At 61.5% G+C, this 18,720-nt stretch carries 15 protein-coding genes; 4 read left to right on the plus strand and 11 right to left on the minus strand.

The features are described from left to right. Positions 1 to 55: 55 nt before the first annotated feature. Positions 56 to 1,891, minus strand: a complete 1,836-nt coding sequence (locus NL154_RS13275) for an aminopeptidase P family protein (protein ID WP_434732799.1) — start codon at positions 1,889 to 1,891, stop codon at positions 56 to 58. A gap of 276 nt (positions 1,892 to 2,167) precedes the next feature. Between NL154_RS13275 and NL154_RS13280 the strand changes: the two genes are divergently transcribed. Continuing rightward, positions 2,168 to 2,341 (plus strand): hypothetical protein, encoded by a 174-nt coding sequence (locus NL154_RS13280; RefSeq protein ID WP_004668779.1) that lies wholly within the window; start codon positions 2,168 to 2,170, stop codon positions 2,339 to 2,341. Positions 2,342 to 2,746: 405 nt separating this feature from the next. Here NL154_RS13280 and NL154_RS13285 read toward each other — a convergent pair whose 3' ends face one another. Continuing rightward, positions 2,747 to 3,625, minus strand: a complete 879-nt coding sequence (locus NL154_RS13285) for a 50S ribosomal protein L11 methyltransferase (RefSeq protein WP_221145530.1) — start codon at positions 3,623 to 3,625, stop codon at positions 2,747 to 2,749. A 68-nt stretch (positions 3,626 to 3,693) separates the two neighbouring features. Beyond that, complete coding sequence (locus NL154_RS13290) at positions 3,694 to 4,293, minus strand: SCO family protein (protein WP_434732800.1); 600 nt, start codon at positions 4,291 to 4,293, stop codon at positions 3,694 to 3,696. Positions 4,294 to 4,679: 386 nt separating this feature from the next. Between NL154_RS13290 and NL154_RS13295 the strand changes: the two genes are divergently transcribed. Next, entirely contained in the window at positions 4,680 to 6,644 is a 1,965-nt protein-coding gene (locus NL154_RS13295) for a methyl-accepting chemotaxis protein (protein WP_434732801.1), read from the plus strand. A gap of 2 nt (positions 6,645 to 6,646) precedes the next feature. After that, a complete protein-coding gene (locus NL154_RS13300; protein ID WP_004668786.1) occupies positions 6,647 to 7,114 on the plus strand; it encodes a chemotaxis protein CheW in 468 nt (155 codons plus the stop codon). Positions 7,115 to 7,394: 280 nt separating this feature from the next. On the opposite strand, the gene NL154_RS13305 is transcribed toward NL154_RS13300, so the two are convergent. Together NL154_RS13305 and NL154_RS13310 are read right to left on the minus strand one after the other, a co-directional pair. Next, positions 7,395 to 7,886: a CreA family protein gene (locus NL154_RS13305; protein ID WP_210630629.1), complete on the minus strand. Its 492-nt coding sequence runs from the start codon at positions 7,884 to 7,886 to the stop codon at positions 7,395 to 7,397. Positions 7,887 to 7,966: 80 nt separating this feature from the next. Continuing rightward, positions 7,967 to 8,557, minus strand: coding sequence for a 3'-5' exonuclease (locus tag NL154_RS13310; protein WP_210630628.1), 591 nt, complete (start codon positions 8,555 to 8,557; stop codon positions 7,967 to 7,969). A gap of 273 nt (positions 8,558 to 8,830) precedes the next feature. Here NL154_RS13310 and NL154_RS13315 point away from each other — a divergent pair, with 273 nt between their 5' ends. Then, entirely contained in the window at positions 8,831 to 9,355 is a 525-nt protein-coding gene (locus tag NL154_RS13315) for a GNAT family N-acetyltransferase (RefSeq protein ID WP_434732802.1), read from the plus strand. Positions 9,356 to 9,523: 168 nt separating this feature from the next. Here NL154_RS13315 and ligA read toward each other — a convergent pair whose 3' ends face one another. From ligA to ftsZ, 6 genes are all read right to left on the minus strand, one after another. Continuing rightward, positions 9,524 to 11,680: an NAD-dependent DNA ligase LigA gene (gene ligA, locus NL154_RS13320; RefSeq protein WP_210630627.1), complete on the minus strand. Its 2,157-nt coding sequence runs from the start codon at positions 11,678 to 11,680 to the stop codon at positions 9,524 to 9,526. Between the two features lie 317 nt (positions 11,681 to 11,997). Next, the gene (locus tag NL154_RS13325) at positions 11,998 to 12,525 is read right to left on the minus strand and encodes a DUF6886 family protein (protein WP_434732803.1); all 528 of its coding nucleotides are present in this window, start codon (positions 12,523 to 12,525) and stop codon (positions 11,998 to 12,000) included. Between the two features lie 379 nt (positions 12,526 to 12,904). Continuing rightward, positions 12,905 to 14,578, minus strand: a complete 1,674-nt coding sequence (gene recN, locus NL154_RS13330) for a DNA repair protein RecN (protein ID WP_210630625.1) — start codon at positions 14,576 to 14,578, stop codon at positions 12,905 to 12,907. Between the two features lie 5 nt (positions 14,579 to 14,583). Next, positions 14,584 to 15,453 (minus strand): outer membrane protein assembly factor BamD, encoded by an 870-nt coding sequence (locus NL154_RS13335; RefSeq protein WP_210630624.1) that lies wholly within the window; start codon positions 15,451 to 15,453, stop codon positions 14,584 to 14,586. Between the two features lie 267 nt (positions 15,454 to 15,720). Further along, positions 15,721 to 16,677: a UDP-3-O-acyl-N-acetylglucosamine deacetylase gene (lpxC, locus tag NL154_RS13340; protein ID WP_210630623.1), complete on the minus strand. Its 957-nt coding sequence runs from the start codon at positions 16,675 to 16,677 to the stop codon at positions 15,721 to 15,723. Between the two features lie 264 nt (positions 16,678 to 16,941). Beyond that, positions 16,942 to 18,672, minus strand: a complete 1,731-nt coding sequence (gene ftsZ / locus NL154_RS13345) for a cell division protein FtsZ (RefSeq protein ID WP_434732804.1) — start codon at positions 18,670 to 18,672, stop codon at positions 16,942 to 16,944. Positions 18,673 to 18,720 lie beyond the last annotated feature (48 nt).

Genomic DNA, 18,720 nt, shown 5'->3' on the forward strand with positions numbered 1-18,720 from the left:
CGCCTGAAAGATGCGCGACCTTGCAGCCCGAAAGCAGTGCTCCGCCACCTCTTGCCTAATATTCGAGCGGCAGCGTCGCGTTTTCGAGCCAAGCCCTGACGTCGTGATCGTGGATCAGCGGCATCAGCGCCTCGCATGTGCGGCGGTGATAGTCGTTGAACCAATGCAGCTCATCATGGGTCAGAAGCTCGGGAATGACGAGGCTGCGGTCGATCGGGCAGAAGGTCAGCGTCTCGAAGCCGAGCATCGGCATGTCGCCGCCGTCAATCTCCTCGGCGCCGCGCACATAGATCAGGTTCTCGATGCGGATGCCGAAGCTGCCCGGCCGATAATAACCGGGTTCGTTCGAAAGGATCATGCCGGGCAGCAGCTCCTGCGTCGAGAGCCTGGAGATGCGCTGCGGTCCCTCATGCACAGAGAGATAGGAGCCGACTCCGTGGCCTGTGCCATGGGCAAAATCGGCGCCTGCCCGCCACAGTGCGATGCGCGCCAGCGGATCGAGGTCGCAGCCGCGTGTACCCTTCGGGAAACGTGCCGTGCTGATCTGGATCATTCCCTTGAGCACCATCGTGAAGAAACGGCGATGCTCCTCTGAAACCGAGCCGATTCCGACCGTGCGGGTAATATCGGTCGTGCCGTTGATATATTGCGCACCGGAATCGATGAGGAAGAGTTCGCCTGCCTCGATCATCCGGTTGGTCTCGGTGGTGACGCGATAATGCATGATCGCTGCATGTTCGCCGGCGCCCGAGATCGTATCGAAGGAAATGTCCTTCAGCGGGTTCTGCATGCTTTGGCCGACACGGGCGCGCACCGCCTCCAGATGTTCGGCGGCGGCGATCTCGCTTACGCTGCCTGGTTTCTCCTGCGACAGCCAATAAAGGAATTCCACCATCGCTGCTCCATCCTGCAGATGTGCAGCGGCCGAGCCGTTGATTTCGACGTCGTTTTTCACAGCACGCGGCAGCTTGGCGGGATCGGCGCCCTCCACCACTTCACCGCCAGCCCGGCGGATGATCTCCGCCAGCGCATGAGAGGCGATATCAGCGTCGATCAGCACGCGGCCGCCGTCCCTGGAAACGGCAGCGAGCCTCTCTTCGAGCGCCGAAGGCGGCAGCTGCGTGCAGATCTGCCCGAGATAGGCTTCGGGCTCAATGCCTGTCTTGCGCTTGTCGAGGAAGAGTTCGGCCCGTCCGTCGGCATGAATGATAGCGCGCGCCAGCGGATGCGGCGTGTGCGGCACGTCGGCGCCGCGGATATTGAAGATCCAGGCAACCGACGAGGGATCGGCGATCAGCACCGCAGCAAGGTTTTTCTTCGAAAGATCGGCAGCTATCGTCGCAATCTTGTCGCTCGCCAGCACGCCGGCCTGGGCAACATTCTGGATGGTGACGGCGCCGAGCGGCTCGGCGGGCCGGTCGTGCCAGAGCCTGTCGAGCGGATTGTACGGCAGGAAGACCAACGTCCCGCCGATCTGCGCCAGTGCTTTTTCCAGGCGCCGTACCTCCGCGCCCGCGTGCAGCCAGGGATCGATGCCGAGCCTCAGCCCCTTGCTTCCGTTTGCGGCAAGCCAGACATGCGGCGGCTCGTTGACGAGATCACCACCCGAGAACACCGAGCCGTCGACCTGTTCGGCCAGTTGCGTCACATAGCGCCCGTCGACGAAGACGATCGCTTGGGTCCGCAGGATCAGCGCAATGCCCGCCGAGCCGGTGAAGCCCGTCAGCCATGCCAGGCGCTCGGAGCAGGCCGGAACATATTCGCCGTTGAATTCGTCGGCGCGCGGCACGAGGAAGGCATCTATGCCGAGCGCATCGAATCCGGCACGCAACGCCGAAACCCGATCCTTGCCGAACTGCGGCGTGGAGGTGACCTCGAAAGACTGGAACATGCTGGGAAATCCGAATGGTTGAAACGAATCCGGTTAATGGGATGCGCGCCATGTTAGCGAAATTTCAATCGATGGGGAGAAAAAGCGACGAAACGAGTCGAAGTCACTGCCGACGCTCGTCATTTTGACAGAACGATGACGCCAAGAGTTTATTTGGCACGCTTTATGCATTGGCCGCATGGCTCCCATGAGGAAAACCCTCTGCCTCCGCATTTCAGAATAGCTATATAGGCGCCATCGAACAGTTCGGATGAACAGCAAACAAAGGTTTTTGAAATGACCGCCTCTCTCTCGCGCTTCGCATATAGCAGCCCGGTACAGGCTGGCGAACGCCAGACCGTGCGTCACGTGATCGGCGCCCGCCGCCCGCAGAACGAGGACAGCCTCAAGCTGCTCGGTGCCGGTCAGCGCGTCACGCGCCACCAGGGCGCACCCAGCTACGCGTTCTAAGCTTAAAGCCTGTTCGTCTCCTCCCTCCCGGACAGGCCCATTGGAATGCAGTAGAGCCCGCTTGAGCACTCCTCCTCCTTCGAGCTCGCGGGCGTTGGCCGGATAGGCCGGTCTAAGGCGGTGCCACTGGCGCCGCCTTTTTCTTTTGTCTGAAGGGAGCTATTGTTTTTAGACAGCGCCAAAAGCAGTTTGTCTCCCATGGCGCGCGCAAACCTCCACCTCCCTCATTCCTGTGCTCGTCACAGGAATCCAGCGTGCCCAAGTCCTTGGGCACAAGAGACTCTCTTCAATCGCTCATAAAGCTATTCACCGCGCAGACGCGCGGTGGCTGGATTCCTGTGACGAGCAGCCGCGCCTTGGCAACGGTAAATGTTTCAGGGCGAGTTTGAGCTTCGTAGCGAAAACTCAAGGCCGATCGAAATGAATTGTCACCCAACCGTTCCGCCAGATCGTCCTGACATGGCGGAGCCGAGCGCCACTATAGGCGGCGATCACCTTCCACCGTTGTGACGCGAGAATGCCCGAAAGAATCACCGAACCGCCGGGCGCAAGATACGTAGCGAGCTTTGGCGCCATTCGGATCAACGGCCGGGCGAGAATATTGGCGATGATAAGGTCGAATGGGCCATGCTCCAAGAAGGCCGTCGAATGAAAGCCCGGCGCGGTCTTCGTGACGATGCCCGACGCGATGCCGTTGCGTTGTACGTTCTCAGCCGCGACCCGCGTCGCGATCGGATCGATATCGGTCGCAAGCACCGGTATATTTTTGAGCTTGCGCACCGCGATCGCCAGAACGCCACTGCCGGTGCCGAGATCGAGCGCGTTGCGAACCCGGCGCGAACGCACCACGGCATCGATCATCTCCAAGCAACCGGCCGTTGTGCCGTGATGGCCGGTGCCGAAGGCTTGGCCGGCATCGATCTCGATGGCGATGTCGCCGGAGAGGACCTTGTCGCGGTCATGCGAGCCATGCACCAGGAAGCGCCCTGCCCTGACCGGCTTCAGCCCTTCGAGCGATTTCGCCACCCAATCGACATCCGGGATGACTTCTCGCAACAGCTGAGCATCGGGAAAAGCAACCTTCAGCGCCGCCTCGATGCGGGAGCGCACATCTGACTCGTCCTCGGTCATCATATAGACCGAGGCTTCCCAGACATCCTTCTTTTCATCGATTTCGGTGGTGCCGATGGCAAAGTCTTCTTCGCCGAAGACTTGGGTCAGGAGGTCGAGGATCGCTTCTGCCTCGCTTTCGGTGGTCGACACGTAAAGGCGGATTTCACTCACGATAGGCGGTCTTTCCCGTTTCCGTTGCCCGCCACCGGTCGAGCCAACGCCCTATCACGCTGAAGCCGTCATCCCTTACTGACGAGATTCTCCAGTTTCTTTACCGCCGTGTCCGGATTTTCGCCATAGGCGATCGTTCCGGCAAACCGCCCGGCTGAATCGAGCAGGAATACCGAGGCAGTATGATCCACCGTATAGTCGCCGTTTGGATCCTTCTCGTCGACCGGCACCTTTTTGGCATAGACGCGGAACCCCTTGATGACTTCGGCGATCTTGTCGGGCGGGCCTGAAATGCCGGTAATGCGTTTGGAAACGTTGGAGACGTACTCGTTCATGATCTCGGGCGTATCGCGTTCCGGATCGACGGTCACGAAATAGGCCTGCAGTTTGTCACCATGGGGATCGACCTTCTCCATCCAACCGTTCAGCTCGAAAAGCGTCGTCGGGCAGACTTCCGGGCAATGGGTAAAGCCGAAGAACAATGCCGTCGGCTTGCCGCGCAACGCCTGTTCGGTGATCGGCTGGCCGCTTTGAGAAACCAGCGTGAAAGGCACGCCGAAGGGAGCTTCCGCCACGACATCCCGCGACTTCATGGAATAACTCACCGCGCCGAGAACTCCGGCAAGTATCAGAACACCGATCCAGACGGCGATGCGGAATGTCTTCATGGCGTGATCCTCGATCGGGCGGATTTGCCACCCGCCCCTGTCGGCGTGATTATCGTCTCGGCCGAAGGCGCGCAATTCAAGAATATGTTTTTTGACCCGTGATTAATTGTCTCACGAACCGCAGCCGTCGATCACCCGAAAGTCAGCCTGCCAGACGTGGCGTTCATCAAAAAAGCATTGCGCTTGAACGACTTCCCTTCTGCCCGAACCGACGATCTCACGATCAACACCATTAGGAAAGGCTTAAACCGTCATGTCTATATTTAGCGGTGCGTGCGGCGTGATCGAGCCGTTCTGACATGAAGTCTGCCGAGTGGCGAAACCTCCGGACGTCCGCATGAGGGTAGGAAAATGATAAACCCCGCGCGGTTATGGGAGGTCTTTTCATGACGAAATCAGCAGTGCGCAAGAGCCTGTCGGTCAGCCAGCGGCTCTGGACGCTCGGCGGCGCGGCCTTCATTGGTTTCGGCACGATGCTCGGCATCGGCTGGTACGAAAATGTGCGGGTCGACGCCAGCTTGCGTCGCGCCGGCGAAATACAGACGAGCGTCAATCATATCGATGACATGCGGGTTGCGAACTTGACGATGGTCCTGGCCGCCATGGACATCATCGTCGACAAGGACGACAAGGTGGTGGAGCCGGCACGCCTTAAGCTGATCGGCGACTCCCTCGCCGCCCTTACCAGCGGCTCGAAGGAAATGCGTCTGCTCGCCGACGAGATGAATGACGGCAATCTGCTAAAGAGTTACGACGCCGACGTCGCCGCAATGGGTAAGGCCATCCAGACCGATCTAGTCGCGCTGGTTCAGCAGGGCGCGCCCGATGCGGACTTCGACAAGATCGACGACGCGATCGATAGCGCCGGCGACGAGCTGACCGCGACCCTCGACAAGCTGGCCGCTGACGGCACCATTTTCGCCCAACAACATGTCGAGCTCGCCAATGCCGTATCGCGGGAGGCCCTCATCCTGCAGATCGGCCTCGGTGTCCTGGCCATCCTCACAATGGGCGTCCTGCAATATGTCCATGGCGGCTCGATCCGGCGCGGCATCGGCGCCGTGCGCCAGAGCATGCAGCGCATCATGAGCGGCGACCTAGCCAGCGACGTTCAGGAAAAGAACCGCGGCGACGAGATCGGCGAAATGGCCCGCGCCGCCGACAGCTTCCGCCTCGCCGCCATCGAAAAACGCGACCTTGAAGCCCAGACTCAGACCGAAAGGCAACGCAGCGATGCCGAGCACCGTGCCCGCGAAGCCGCCAAGCTTGCCGATGCTGAAGCTCTGAACGCCGCCGTCAGCGCTCTCGGCGCCGGCCTCATCCGTCTGTCGGGCGGCGATGTGACCGTAACGATCGACCAGCCGTTCCGCGACGAGCTGGAGCGCTTGCGCCTGGATTTCAACCAGACGACCGTGACGCTGCGCAAAGCGATGAGCGACATCGCCATCAACAGCAGCTCGATCGAAGCGAACAGCCGCCAGATGCGCGCCGCCGCCGACGACCTCGCCAAACGCACCGAGCAGCAGGCCGCCTCGCTGGAAGAGACCTCCGCCGCCCTCGACCAGATCACCGCCACCGTCCGTAACGCCACCAACCGCGCCGAGGAAGTGGGCCACATGGTCTCTCACACCCGCGAAAATACAGCGAAGTCGGACATCGTCGTTGGTGATGCGATGGCCGCGATGGAGCGAATCGAGGGCGCCTCCCGCGAGATCGGCAAGATCATCAACGTCATCGACGAGATCGCGTTCCAGACGAACCTCCTCGCGCTCAACGCCGGTGTCGAGGCAGCGCGTGCCGGCGAGGCCGGCAAGGGTTTTGCCGTTGTCGCCCAGGAAGTGCGCGAACTCGCTGGCCGTGCTGCGGGTGCTGCCAAGGATATCAAGGCCTTGATCGGAAAATCCGGCGAGGAAGTGAAGATCGGCGGCGAACTGGTGACGGCCGCAGGTGAAGCGCTTCGCCAGATCGGCGAGGATGTTCTGCGCATCGATGAGCATGTTAAATCAATCGTAACCTCTGCGCGCGAACAATCGGTTGGATTGAACGAAATCAATACTTCGATCAGCCAGATGGATCAGGTCACGCAGAAGAACGCGGCCATGGTGGAAGAGACGAACGCCGCAAGCCATACGCTCGCCATCGATGCCGAAAACCTGACGCAGTTGGTCAAGCAGTTCAAGACCGGCGAGGGCATGAGCGCCCGGCAAACGCCGCGAGAGGCAACGGCCGCCTCGCATTCGAGACCTTCTCCCGCACGCAGCCTGATAGGCAAAGTCGCGGGCGCATTCAACGGCGGTTCCGCCGCCAAAGCCATCGCCGCTCCCGCCGGGGACAACTGGGAAGAATTCTGATCATGAACAACAACGCCATCAAGCAGTCAGGCGCCTACCTCGAAATCGTTTCGTTCCACCTGGGCGACCAGGAGTTCTGCATCGACATCATGGCCATCCGCGAAATCCGTGGGTGGGCGCCGGTGACGCCGATGCCGCACACCCCGCCCTACGTTCTCGGCCTCATCAACCTGCGCGGTGCGGTGATCCCGGTCATCGACATGGCCTGCCGCCTCGGCATGAAGATGACCGAGCCTTCCGAGCGTTCGGCGATCATCGTCACTGACATCGCGGGCAAGCTGGTTGGTCTGCTGGTCGAGCAGGTTTCCGACATGATGACGATCAAGAGCGAAGACCTGCAGCCGCCGCCGGAAATCATCCCGGAAGCCCAGCGCGCCTTCTGCCGTGGCATCGTCGCGCTGGAGAAGACCATGGTCTGCTTCCTGAACCTCGATACGGTCATCGCCGACGAGCTGAATCAGGCGGCTTGATATTTATCACCAGAGAGATTGCGAAGGCCCGGCTCGTCCGGGCCTTTTCGTTTTGGAAGACGTGACTGATCTGACCTATTGACCTGATGCCCCTCTCCTCCCTCATCCCTGTGCTTGTCACAGAGATCCAGCCACCGAGCGTCTGCGCGGTGAATGACCATCGCTCGGGCGGAGAGTCTTCTGCGCCAAAAGACTTGGGCGCGCTGGGTCCCTATGACAAGCACAGGGATGAGGGAGTTTGGGGAGACGACTCACCCCCTTCCTAACATCCGCAACCCTACTATGGCTTCCCATTCTTCCACGTCACATTCTGCCCATAGAGCGGAATGGTCGAAATCGACATCTTCGCCGAGCCGTCCGTCAACTCCCGCGAATGGGCGAGATAGATCAGCGTGTCGTTGCTCTTGTCGTAAATGCGGTTGACAACGAGCGTCTTCCAGATCAGCGACATGCCCTGACGAAACACCTCGCTGCCGTCCCTGGAGAGGTCGATGTTGCCGATCTCTATGGGGCCTGTCTGCCGGCATGCGATGGAATTGTTGGACGGATCTTCGAACCAGTTGCCGTTCTTGAAGCGATCGATCAGGCTGCGATCGAAATAGGTGACGTGGCAGGTGACACCCTTGACCTCGGGATCGGAAAGTGCCTCGACGATGATGTCGTTGCCGATCCAGTCGACCCCGACCTTGCCGACGACCTCGGCCGAGGTGGCGCCCGCGGAAATGGCAGCGAAGGAAAATGCGGCGAGAAAAAACGTGCGCAGCTTGGACATGGCGGCTCCCTGGATGATCCGCATCCTAGATAAGCATGCCCACAGGCTTTGCAAGAAAGCGCCGCTGCGGCGCGGGACACTCAGCCCTTCCTGCAGGTGCAGGGCTCATAGCCCCTCGCCGTCAACCGCCCCGGCGTCATTCCGATCAGCGCCGGGATCGCCTCCACGGCTTTCGCCTTGACTGCCTTCGCCATTTCGATCGCCGCTGCCGCGCAGACCGCCGCATCTTCGGCGGCGTTGTGGTGCATGAAACGCAGCCCAAGATGCTCGGCGATCAGGTTCAGCCGATGTGAGAGGAAATGCGGCCAGATCCGCTGCGCCATCTTCAGGCTGCAGAGATAGGTCAGTTCCGGATAGGATTGCCGGTAGAGATCGAGGCTCGCCCGCCAGACGCTGAAATCGAAGGCCGCGTTGTGCGCGATCATCGTCGCGCCGCTGATATCATCGTAGAACTCGTCCATCACCTCGGGAAACTCCGGCGCATCCTCGACATGCTCCGGCCGGATACCGTGGATCGCGATGTTCATGCCGGAAAACCGCATGTTGCGCGGCCGGATCAGCCTCTCCTCGACACGCGTCACCCGCCCCTCTTCGATCCAGGCAAGGCCGACCGAGCAAGCGCTGCCGCGCTGCTCATTGGCAGTCTCGAAATCGATGGCGATGGTCGTCAAGGACAAATATCCGAATCGTCTGCCCTACCGGAATAACCATAGCGGCGCGCGAAGGCAAATTTCGACCTGTTGACATCTGCACACCGATGGGGAAACTTCCGCGCATGATCAACTCTGTGACCCTTACCATGCATCATATCGCCACGACCCTTCCGGGGTACGCGGGAGCGATGGTGCGTCACTAGCCGTCCGATCATCCCGAGAACCCTGCCGAGGCGAGCAGAGTTTTCGAAAAGCCGGCTCTCCTCCCCTGAAATCCAAGGAGGCCATCCAATGTCTGAAACCGAAGAGAATAAACCCCGCGACCGAGCTGGCGTCGTCGTGCGCGCCGTCCGTCTTTCCGATGCCGAGGAAATCAGCGATCTCATAAATTTGCCGGGCTATCGGGCAGGCACGCTGCGGCCGCCCTACCAGCGGGTCGAAGAGGTCCGCAAGAACATGGAAAATCCTTCGCCAGGCGCGCTTAACCTCGTCGTCACGCTGGAGGGCAAGATCGTCGGCAATTGCGGCCTCAACCGCCTCGGCGGCCGCCGGCAACGCGTCGCCAGCATCGGCATGGGCGTGCATGACGATTTCACCGGCCGCGGGTTCGGCCGCATCTTGCTTGGTGCGATGGTCGACGCCGCCGACGACTGCCTCGACGTCAAACGGCTGGAACTGACCGTCTACACGGATAATGAGGCCGCGATCGCCCTCTACGAGAAGTTCGGTTTCGAGAAGGAAGGGCTTCTGCGCGCATTCGCCTACCGCGCCGGAGAATATGTCGACGCCTACACGATGGCGCGGCTGAGGGCTTGAGACAAAGGGCCGATCGACACCGACGTCAAACGCAGGGAGGGCCTGCCAAACGCTCCTTCGTCATACTCGAGCTTGTCCCGAGCATCTGCAACGATCGATACAGGGGAGATCCTCGACACAAAGCCGAGGATGACTCCGAGGAACCCTCAAGGCTTTCACACCGATCTCCTACCCGCCAATCAGCGCCAGCCACTCATCCTCGTCCATCGTCTGGACGCCGAGCTCACGCGCCTTGTCGAGCTTCGAGCCGGCGCCAGGGCCGGCGACGACGATATCGGTTTTCTTCGACACCGAGCCCGCCACCTTGGCGCCGAGACTTTCGGCCCTCGCCTTCGCCTCGTCGCGGGTGAATTTTTCGAGCGAACCAGTGAAGACCACCGTCTTGCCGGCGACCGGGCTGCCTGACGTGACCGGTTGTTCGGCCTCCGTAGGCGTCACCTCGTCGAGCAGGCGGCCGATCACCTCGATATTGCGTGGCTCCTTGTAGAACTCGACCATGGCGCGCGCCACGACCTCACCGATGCCCTCGATAGTGTTGAGATCGTTCCAGGCATCGCCGGAAAGCGGTGCCGCCTCCTTCATCGCGGTCGCAAAGGCCTCATAGGTGCCGTAGGAGCGCGCCAAGAGCTTTGCCGTGGTCTCGCCGACATGGCGGATCCCGAGCGCATAGATGAAGCGGTGGAGCGCGATGCTGCGCCGCTCGTTGATCGCCGCATAGAGCTTGCCGACGCTGACCTTGCCGAAGCCGTCGATATTCTCCAGCTTGGTGAGCGAGGATTGCTGGCGCTTCTCCAGCGTGAAAATCTCCGGGGCCGTGCGGATCTGCAGCGACGGGTCCTCGTTTTCAAAGAAGAAGTCGATCTGCTTCGAACCGAGCCCTTCGATATCGAAGGCATTGCGCGACACGAAATGCTTCAGGTGCTCCGTCGCCTGCGCCCGGCAGATAAAGCCGCCGGTGCAGCGACGCACCGAATCCATCTTGCCGGTCTTCTCGTTGACCTCGCGCACCGCGTGCGAACCGCAGACCGGGCATGTCTTCGGAAATTCGTAAGACCTTGCCGCCTCCGGCCGCTTCTCCATCACGACATCGAGGATCTGTGGAATGACGTCGCCGGCGCGCTGGACGATGACGGTATCGCCCTCGCGGATATCGTGTTCCTCCGGCCGGATGCGCTCGCCGCTATTGCCGATGCCCTTGATGTAATCCTCATTATGCAGCGTCGCATTGGTGACGACGACGCCGCCGACCGTGATCGGCTTCAGCCGCGCCACAGGCGTCAGCGCCCCGGTGCGGCCGACCTGGATCTCGATCTTCTCGACCTCGGTAAAGGCCTGCTCGGCCGGGAATTTATGCGCCGTCGCCCAGCGTGGGCTGCGCGAACGGAAGCCCAGGCGCTGCTGCAATTCCAGGCTGTCGACCTTGTAGACGACACCGTCGATATCGTAATCGAGATCCGGGCGCTTGAGGCCGATCTCATCGTAATGCGCCAGGATGTCGGCGACCGAATTCAGCCGCTTCATCAGCGGATTGACCGGAAATCCCCAATCCTTGAAGGTCTGCACCATGGAAAATTGCGTATCGGCCGGCATGTCGGACATCTCGCCCCAGGCATAGGCAAAGAATTTCAGCTTGCGGCTCGCCGTCACCTTGGCATCGAGCTGGCGCAGCGACCCCGCTGCCGTGTTGCGCGGATTGACATAGGTTTGTTTGCCCTCCGCCTCCATCTGCCGGTTCAGCGCCAGGAAATCGCTCTTGGCCATATAGACTTCGCCGCGGATCTCCACGACCGTGGGAACGCCCTTCGGCAATTGGTTGGGTATTTCGGCGATCGTCCGGATATTGGCGGTGACGTTCTCGCCCGTGGTGCCGTCGCCGCGCGTGGCAGCCGTCGTCAGCCTGCCGTTCTCGTAGCGGATCGACATCGAAAGCCCGTCGATCTTCGGTTCGGCGGTAAAGGCGATCGACTGGTCCGGCAGGCGACCGAGGAAGCGATAAACGCTGGCGACGAAATCCTGCACGTCCTCCTGCGAAAAGGTGTTGTCGAGCGACAGCATCGGCCGCGCGTGGACGACGGGCGAGAAGGTGACCGAGGGCGCAGCACCGACCCGCCGCGACGGGCTGTCCTCACGGATCAACTCGGGAAACCGCGCTTCCAGCGCATCGTTGCGGCGCTTCAATGCGTCGTAATCGGCATCCGAAATCTCCGGCCGGTCCTTGCCGTGGTAGAGCGCATCGTGATGCGCGATCTCCTTCGCCAGCCGTTCGAGCTCGACAGCAGCCTCTTCGATCGTCACCGTATCGACGGCGGAACTTTCGGTGGACATGGAACATCACTCCAGAGAATCTGGCCAGAAATCTGCATTGTTTTTAGAGCAAAATCGACGGATGAAAAGAGAGGCTGCATATCCCGTATCGGGAAGATCGACCCGCCGGCTTCTCCACCCTCGTTCCTGTGCCTGTCACAAGAATCCAGCCACGGCGCGTCCGCGCCGTGAATGACTTACAGGTCGGCAAACAGTCTCTCGCACCCAAAGACTTGGGCGTTCCGGATCCCTGTGACGAGCACAGGGATGAGGGAAGTTGAGGTAGGCGTATGCACCAGACCTCTGCTCACGAAACCGTTGTCGCCGTCCTGCCCGCCCTATTCCCAATCCCGCGCATTGCGCAGCCGGATGCCGCTGACATGCAGGCCGGTATTCCCAAGGCTCTTCAGCGGCCGCAAGCTGTCGACTACCCGCAGCTCCACCCCGCGCGGCGCAAACTCCCGGTCGAGGCGCGAGATCGCAGTTCGCTCGATGGGAACGACGCGTGTACGGGCGACCCACATGCCTGCATCGCCGAGATCCTCGAAATCCTCGACCGGCAGCTCGTAGCGATGGATCGTCTCCGCTTCGAGCTTTTCCAGCCACTGGCGCTCGATGAAGGCGGCAGCCCGCCAGTCGCCGAGCCAGTGCCGCCGCTCGGCTTCGGACGTCTCGGAGGTTGCCCATATCAGGATGCGCGGGCAATCGCGGGGAAAGAGATACATGAAGTCATGGTCAGCATCGATCGCCCAGACGAGCGGAGCGTTCAGCCATTCCTTGCCCGCTGGGCGGGCCGAGGGAATGCGAACCCGGCGCGGCTCGAAGGCTGCAATGTCGGGACCATCACTGAAATGGAAAAGACGCATGGCAATGGATCGCCGCTGATCGGAGTGACCGGCATAATGTGAAGCGGAATATTTGTCACCGCTGCATGTATAGCATGCCGGATGGCTCAGCATCGGACGAGCTCGCCTACCTCTCCTCCTCATTCCTGTGCCCGTCACAGGAATCCAGCCACCGCGCGTCTGCGCGGTGAATGACTCACGCAGAATGAAAGGAGTCTTCCGCGCCCAAGGACTTGAGCTTGCTGGATCTCTGTGACCTCCCTCGGGCAAAGCCCTGAGGCCACAGGGATGAGGGAGATTGACGTGAATGTTCGCGCCAAACTTGATCGTAGAAATGGAAAGCGCTGGTCGGACAATATCCGTCAAGCCGAACGCTTGTCACCGTTGCCGGCAGCAGCGATCAGCCGTTACCGGCCAGCAACCGCTTGGCGGCCGCCCTCGCCTCCTCCGTCACCGAAGCGCCGGCGAGCATGCGGGCGATTTCTTCGGTGCGGTCCTTCTGCGCCATCGTCGCGACGCGAGTGGCGATCTTTTCGGAACCTTCGGCCGCCGGCCCCTTGGAGATCAGCAGGTGCGTCGCCGCCCGGGCTGCGACCTGCGGCGCATGCGTGACCGATAGCACCTGCACCCGATCAGAGAGCCGCTTCAGCCGCTGGCCGATCGCATCGGCCACAGCACCGCCGACACCGGTATCAATTTCGTCGAAGACGAGCGTCGGCGCGGACCCGCGATCGGCGAGCGCCACCTTCAGCGCCAGCAGGAAACGCGACAATTCGCCGCCGGAGGCGACCTTCATGATCGAGCCGGGGCGCGTGCCGGGATTGGTCTGGACATGGAACTCGACGACGTCGATGCCTTCGGGCAGCGCCTCCTGCGCATCCGTGGTGATCTCGACCATGAAACGAGCGCGTTCGAGCTTCAGAGCTGGCAGTTCGGCCATCACGGCGGCAGCCAGCGCGGCGCCGGCCTGATGGCGCTTGTCGGAAAGCGAGCGCGCCGCCGAATCGTAATTCTCTCGCGCCAGACCGACCTCCGCTTCCAGACGCGCAAGCCGCTCCTCGCCCGCATCGAGGTCGGCAAGATCGGCGATCATGCGCACCGCCAGCGCCGGCAGCTCGGTGACCGGCACGGAATATTTGCGCGACGCGGCTCTGAGCGCGAAAAGCCGCTCCTCCACCCGCTCCAGCTCCCTGGGATCGTATTCGGTTTTGCGCAGCGCTGCCTCGACTTCCATCTGCGCATTGGAAAGCTGGTCGAGCGCGGCATCGAGCAGCGTCACCGTCTCCTCGAGCAGCCCGGGCGCTTCATGGCTCTTGCGTTCCAGTCGGCGCACCAGCGAGGCGATATGCGGCACCGGCGAGGCATTGCCGTTGAGGAATTCGGAGGCTTCGGCGATGTCGCCGGCGATTCGCTCTGCCTTCATCATCCTCTGCCGGCTTTCGGCGAGTTCTTCTTCCTCACCGTCTTGCGGCGAAAGCTTCTCGAGCTCCTCGACAGAGGAACGCAGATAGTCAGCCTCGCGCGCCGCGCTTTCCACCTTCTCGCGGTGTTTCTTCAGCGTCCGTTCGCTGTCGCGCCACAGACGATACAGCCGGGACACCTCAGCGACTTCATCAGTAAGGCCGCCGAAGGCATCGAGCAGGTTGCGGTGGGCATTGGTGTCGACAAGAGCGCGATCATCGTGCTGGCCGTGGATCTCGACCAGCATCTGGCCGGCCTGGCGCATCAGCTGCACACTGACCGGCTGGTCGTTGACATAGGCCTTGGTGCGCCCATCGGCTGATTGTTGACGGCGGAAGATCAGGTCGCCATCGTCGTCTATGCCGTTTTCACGCAGGAGCACCCGCGCCCCGTGGTCCATGCCGACATCGAACACCGCCGTCACCTGGCCCCTGTCTTCGCCATGGCGCACCAGACCGCCATCACCGCGCCCGCCGAGCGCCAGCGACAGACTGTCGAGCAGGATGGATTTGCCCGCTCCCGTCTCGCCCGTCAGCACGGAAAGGCCGGTCTCGAAGGCAAGATCCAGCCGCTCGATCAGGACGATATCGCGGATCGAAAGCTGGATCAGCATGGGACTTAGGAACCGAGCAGGAGTTTCTTGCCTGCCGCAGCGATCCACGAGCCCTTGTTCTCACGCGGCTCGGCGCCACCCGTCTGCAGCAGCTTGTAGGAATCGGCGTACCACTGGCTGTCCGGATAGTTGTGACCAAGAACGGCTGCCGCGGTCTGCGCCTCGTCGACGATACCCATGGCGTAATAAGCCTCGACGAGACGGGCCAGGGCCTCTTCGATCTGGTTCGTGTTCGGATACTTCTCGACGACGATGCGGAAGCGCGAAATTGCGGCGAGATATTCCTTCCGCTCCATATAGTAACGGCCGATCTGCATTTCCTTGCCGGCGAGCTGATCACGGGCGTAGCGGATCTTCGCCTGGGCATCGTCGACATATTCGGAGTTCGGATAATTGTCGACGACCGCCTGCATCGCCTCGATCGTCTTGGCCGAGGCGCGCTGGTCCTGGGTGACGTCGACGATCTGTTTGGAATAGGTGAGACCGATGAGATACTGCACATAGGCAGCGTCCTGAGACTTCGGATATTGCGACATGTAACGGTTGCCCGACGCAAGCGCATCATCGAGCTTGCCCTGGCGGTATTTGACGAAGGTGCTCATCACAAGCGCCTTGCGCGCCCATTCGGAGAATGGGTTCTCGCGATCGATCGCATCGAACTTGCGCGACGCTTCCGCCATGTTGCCCGCCTTCATATTGGCAAGGCCCTGGGTGTAGAGCACGTCAGGCGGATCGGTTTCGAGGCCAAGCTTGGTGATGTCGATATCGGGATCCGACTGGCAGCCGGAGATCGAGGCGCCTGCGCTAAGCACCAGAAGCGATGCGAACAAAGCGCGCGCTGTCTTCATCATACCTTCAGATCCTGCATAAGCCATTCAAAAGAACCCCACTGCCGCCGCTCGCTCCACGACAGCCACGCCTCGCTGGCGTTTCTAGCCACAAATGTGCATCAAGAGCAACGCAATGATAAGGCATTAACGCATTTTTGTGGCAGCCGCCGCCGGATTGGCCGGCTTTTCATCTTCTTGCTGATCTGTTGCAGCAGCGCATCTGCAAGAAATGCCTGTTGCCGCCAGTGCGACCGGATATAAAAAAACCGCCTCCGGGAAAGAGGCGGCCTGGTCTTGAGAATATGCTGGAGGTCATGCCGACCAGGGAGTGAATTCCGAAGCGCTGACGGCGATCAGCTCACGAGCGGCGACGCGCTGGCGCGGCGTCGAAGTCTCGACCACCTCGTAGGCAGAGGGATCGGCGAGCAGCGCCTTCAAAGCATTGGCATTCATCTTGTGGCCGCCACGATAGGATCGGTAGCAACCGATGAACTGGACGCCGGCGAGAGACAGGTCGCCAACGGCATCAAGCGTCTTGTGGCGGACAAACTCGTCCTTGGCGTATCGCAGGCCTTCGACATTGATGACCGTATTGTCGTCCGAGATGACGACGGAATTTTCAAGCGAAGAACCGAGCGCATGGCCCGATGCCCAGAGACGCTCGACATCACGCATGAAGCCGAAGGTCCGGGCGCGAGAAAGTTCGGACTTGAAGACGGCGGCGCTTATGTCGCCGACCCACTTCTGCCGGCCGATCAGCGGGCATTCGAAATCGATCTCGACTTCGAAGCGCGTGCCGTCGTAGGGACGGAATTCGCTCCAGGAGCCGCCATGCTCGATCCGCACCGGCTTGGTGATGCGGATATAACGACGCTTGACGCCGAGCGAGACGAGACCGGCCTGCTCGATCGCTTCGACGAAGGGCAGCGAACTGCCGTCCATGATCGGCATTTCTGCGCCCTGCACCTCGATGATGACATTGTCGAGGCCGAGCGCATAGACGGCGGCCATGACATGTTCAATCGTCGCGATTGAACGCGTGGGTGAGAAACCGAGCACCGTGCAGAGGTCTGTATTGCCGACCTGCGAGGAGACGGCCTTCAGTTCGGTGATGTCGCCATTATCGTGCAGGCGCTGGAAAACGACGCCGGTGTCCGCTTCGGCCGGGTTCAGCGTGATCGAGACATTCGCACCCGAATGAACGCCGATGCCCGAGAGCGTCACGGGACGCGAAACCGTCGTTTGAAAACCCAGCAAGCCAATTGCCATAAAATCTGCCTTTATTTTTCCGCTCCAGCGGCTTGTCCCACGGCGCGGTTATCATTCCTTCTGCAGAAACAGTCTCGTCCAGACGACTCCCAGCGCAGTTTTCTTGCGCCATATTTACGTGCGCCGGCGCTCCAATCCAAATCACTGTTTCTTTCGTTTTGTTACGAAGTCACACGGTTGATATCGCTCAAGAATTCCCGGCCGAAAAACAGCAATGCCCGGGACCTGGATCCCGGGCATGAACGGTGCCGATGCCCCGATATTTCAGTTCGACTGGCGGCGCAGGAATGCCGGAATTTCCAGCTGATCGTCTTCCTGCATCATGCGAGCCTGCGGAACCGCGCGACCCTGATCGTCGAGATTGCCGCGACGCGGCGCATAGAGGCTTGCTTCCGGCGACAACGGACGGCGCTGCTGTGACGCGGCCGGCGGTGCGGCGGTCATGTCGGCGGCAACGGCGTCATCGTCGCGGCGGCCAAGCGAATTGGTGATTCGCTTGAGCAGGCCCATCGGGCCGCGCTCTTCCTGGCTATGCGCGGAAGCCGGCTGCGTGCGATGGTCGAGTTCAGCCTGGACGACCGGCGGGAAATCCTCGACCTTCGGCATGCGCACCGGTTCAGCCGCCTGCCGGATAACCGGCTCCTGTCGGACCGGCTGCTGCTGGATGGGCTGCTGCTGGACGGGCTGGCTTATCACCGGCTGGCTCATTACCGGCGCCGGAGCCTGCTGCTGCACCTGCGGACGGATCGGCGGAGCTTCCTGTGCAGGCGCGAAGATCTTGCTCTGCGGGCGGAAGACTTCCTGCTGCGCAGCAGGCTGCTGGACGGGTGCTGCGGCACGCGGGGCCGAAATTTCGAGCTCACGTTCCATCTCGGCTTGGCGGATGGTCTGCGCGATCGGATCGATGGCCTTCGGTGCCTGCATCACCGGGGCAGGCTGAACTGCGGCCGCTGCCGGAGCAACAGCCGCGGAGGGACGGATAGCGGGCCTGGCGGCCGGCTGGAAGTTGCGCTCGGCGGCTTCGCTGATCGCCCGGTCGATACCGGTCGCGACCACCGAGACGCGAATGATGCCTTCGAGCGATTCGTCGAAGGTGGCGCCGAGGATGATGTTGGCGTCCGGATCGACTTCTTCGCGGATGCGGGTCGCAGCTTCGTCGACTTCGAAGAGGGTGAGGTCGCGACCGCCCGTGATGGAGATCAGCAGGCCCTGCGCACCCTTCATCGAGGTTTCGTCGAGCAGCGGGTTGGCGATTGCCGCTTCGGCTGCCTGGAGTGCGCGGCCGGAGCCGGAGGCTTCGCCGGTGCCCATCATCGCGCGGCCCATCTCGCGCATCACCGAGCGGACGTCGGCGAAGTCGAGGTTGATGAGGCCTTCCTTGACCATCAGGTCGGTGATGCAGGCGACGCCTGAATAGAGAACCTGGTCGGCCATGGCAAAAGCATCGGCGAAGGTCGTCTTGTCGTTGGCGATGCGGAAGAGGTTCTGGTTCGGAATGACGATCAGCGTGTCGACAGACTTCTGCAGTTCCTGGATGCCCATCTCGGCCAGACGCATGCGGCGGCCGCCTTCGAAATGGAACGGCTTGGTGACGACGCCGACCGTCAGGATGCCCTTGTTGCGGGCTGCCTGCGCGACGACGGGCGCAGCGCCGGTGCCGGTGCCGCCGCCCATGCCCGCGGTGACGAAGCACATATGCGTGCCGTTCAGGTGATCAATGATCTCGTCGATGCACTCTTCGGCGGCCGCACGGCCGACTTCCGGCTGCGAGCCGGCGCCGAGGCCTTCGGTGACGTTGGCGCCGAGCTGGATGATGCGCTCGGCCTTCGTCATCGTCAGCGCCTGCGCGTCCGTGTTGGCAACGACGAAGTCGACGCCCTGGAGGCCTGCGGTGATCATGTTGTTGACGGCGTTGCCGCCGCCGCCGCCGACGCCGAACACGGTGATGCGCGGCTTCAGCTCGGTGATGTCAGGCTTTTGCAGCTTGATGGTCATGGTACCTGTTCCTTCTCTCTCTGGCCGCATCGCCACGCCGGCCAATTA

Source organism: Rhizobium sp. YTUHZ044, assembly GCF_051123975.1.
In the GTDB taxonomy this organism is placed as follows: Bacteria; Pseudomonadota; Alphaproteobacteria; order Rhizobiales; family Rhizobiaceae; genus Rhizobium.

Excerpts from the sequence above, each read along its gene's own strand:
- NL154_RS13275 (WP_434732799.1), bottom strand. The coding sequence starts at position 1,891 with ATGTTCCAGTCTTTCGAGGTCACCTCCACGCCGCAGTTCGGCAAGGAT.
- NL154_RS13280 (WP_004668779.1), top strand. The coding sequence starts at position 2,168 with ATGACCGCCTCTCTCTCGCGCTTCGCATATAGCAGCCCGGTACAGGCT.
- NL154_RS13290 (WP_434732800.1), bottom strand. The coding sequence starts at position 4,293 with ATGAAGACATTCCGCATCGCCGTCTGGATCGGTGTTCTGATACTTGCC.
- NL154_RS13295 (WP_434732801.1), top strand. The coding sequence starts at position 4,680 with ATGACGAAATCAGCAGTGCGCAAGAGCCTGTCGGTCAGCCAGCGGCTC.
- NL154_RS13300 (WP_004668786.1), top strand. The coding sequence starts at position 6,647 with ATGAACAACAACGCCATCAAGCAGTCAGGCGCCTACCTCGAAATCGTT.
- NL154_RS13305 (WP_210630629.1), bottom strand. The coding sequence starts at position 7,886 with ATGTCCAAGCTGCGCACGTTTTTTCTCGCCGCATTTTCCTTCGCTGCC.
- NL154_RS13315 (WP_434732802.1), top strand. The coding sequence starts at position 8,831 with ATGTCTGAAACCGAAGAGAATAAACCCCGCGACCGAGCTGGCGTCGTC.
- ligA (WP_210630627.1), bottom strand. The coding sequence starts at position 11,680 with ATGTCCACCGAAAGTTCCGCCGTCGATACGGTGACGATCGAAGAGGCT.
- NL154_RS13325 (WP_434732803.1), bottom strand. The coding sequence starts at position 12,525 with ATGCGTCTTTTCCATTTCAGTGATGGTCCCGACATTGCAGCCTTCGAG.
- recN (WP_210630625.1), bottom strand. The coding sequence starts at position 14,578 with ATGCTGATCCAGCTTTCGATCCGCGATATCGTCCTGATCGAGCGGCTG.
- NL154_RS13335 (WP_210630624.1), bottom strand. The coding sequence starts at position 15,453 with ATGGCTTATGCAGGATCTGAAGGTATGATGAAGACAGCGCGCGCTTTG.
- lpxC (WP_210630623.1), bottom strand. The coding sequence starts at position 16,677 with ATGGCAATTGGCTTGCTGGGTTTTCAAACGACGGTTTCGCGTCCCGTG.
- ftsZ (WP_434732804.1), bottom strand. The coding sequence starts at position 18,672 with ATGACCATCAAGCTGCAAAAGCCTGACATCACCGAGCTGAAGCCGCGC.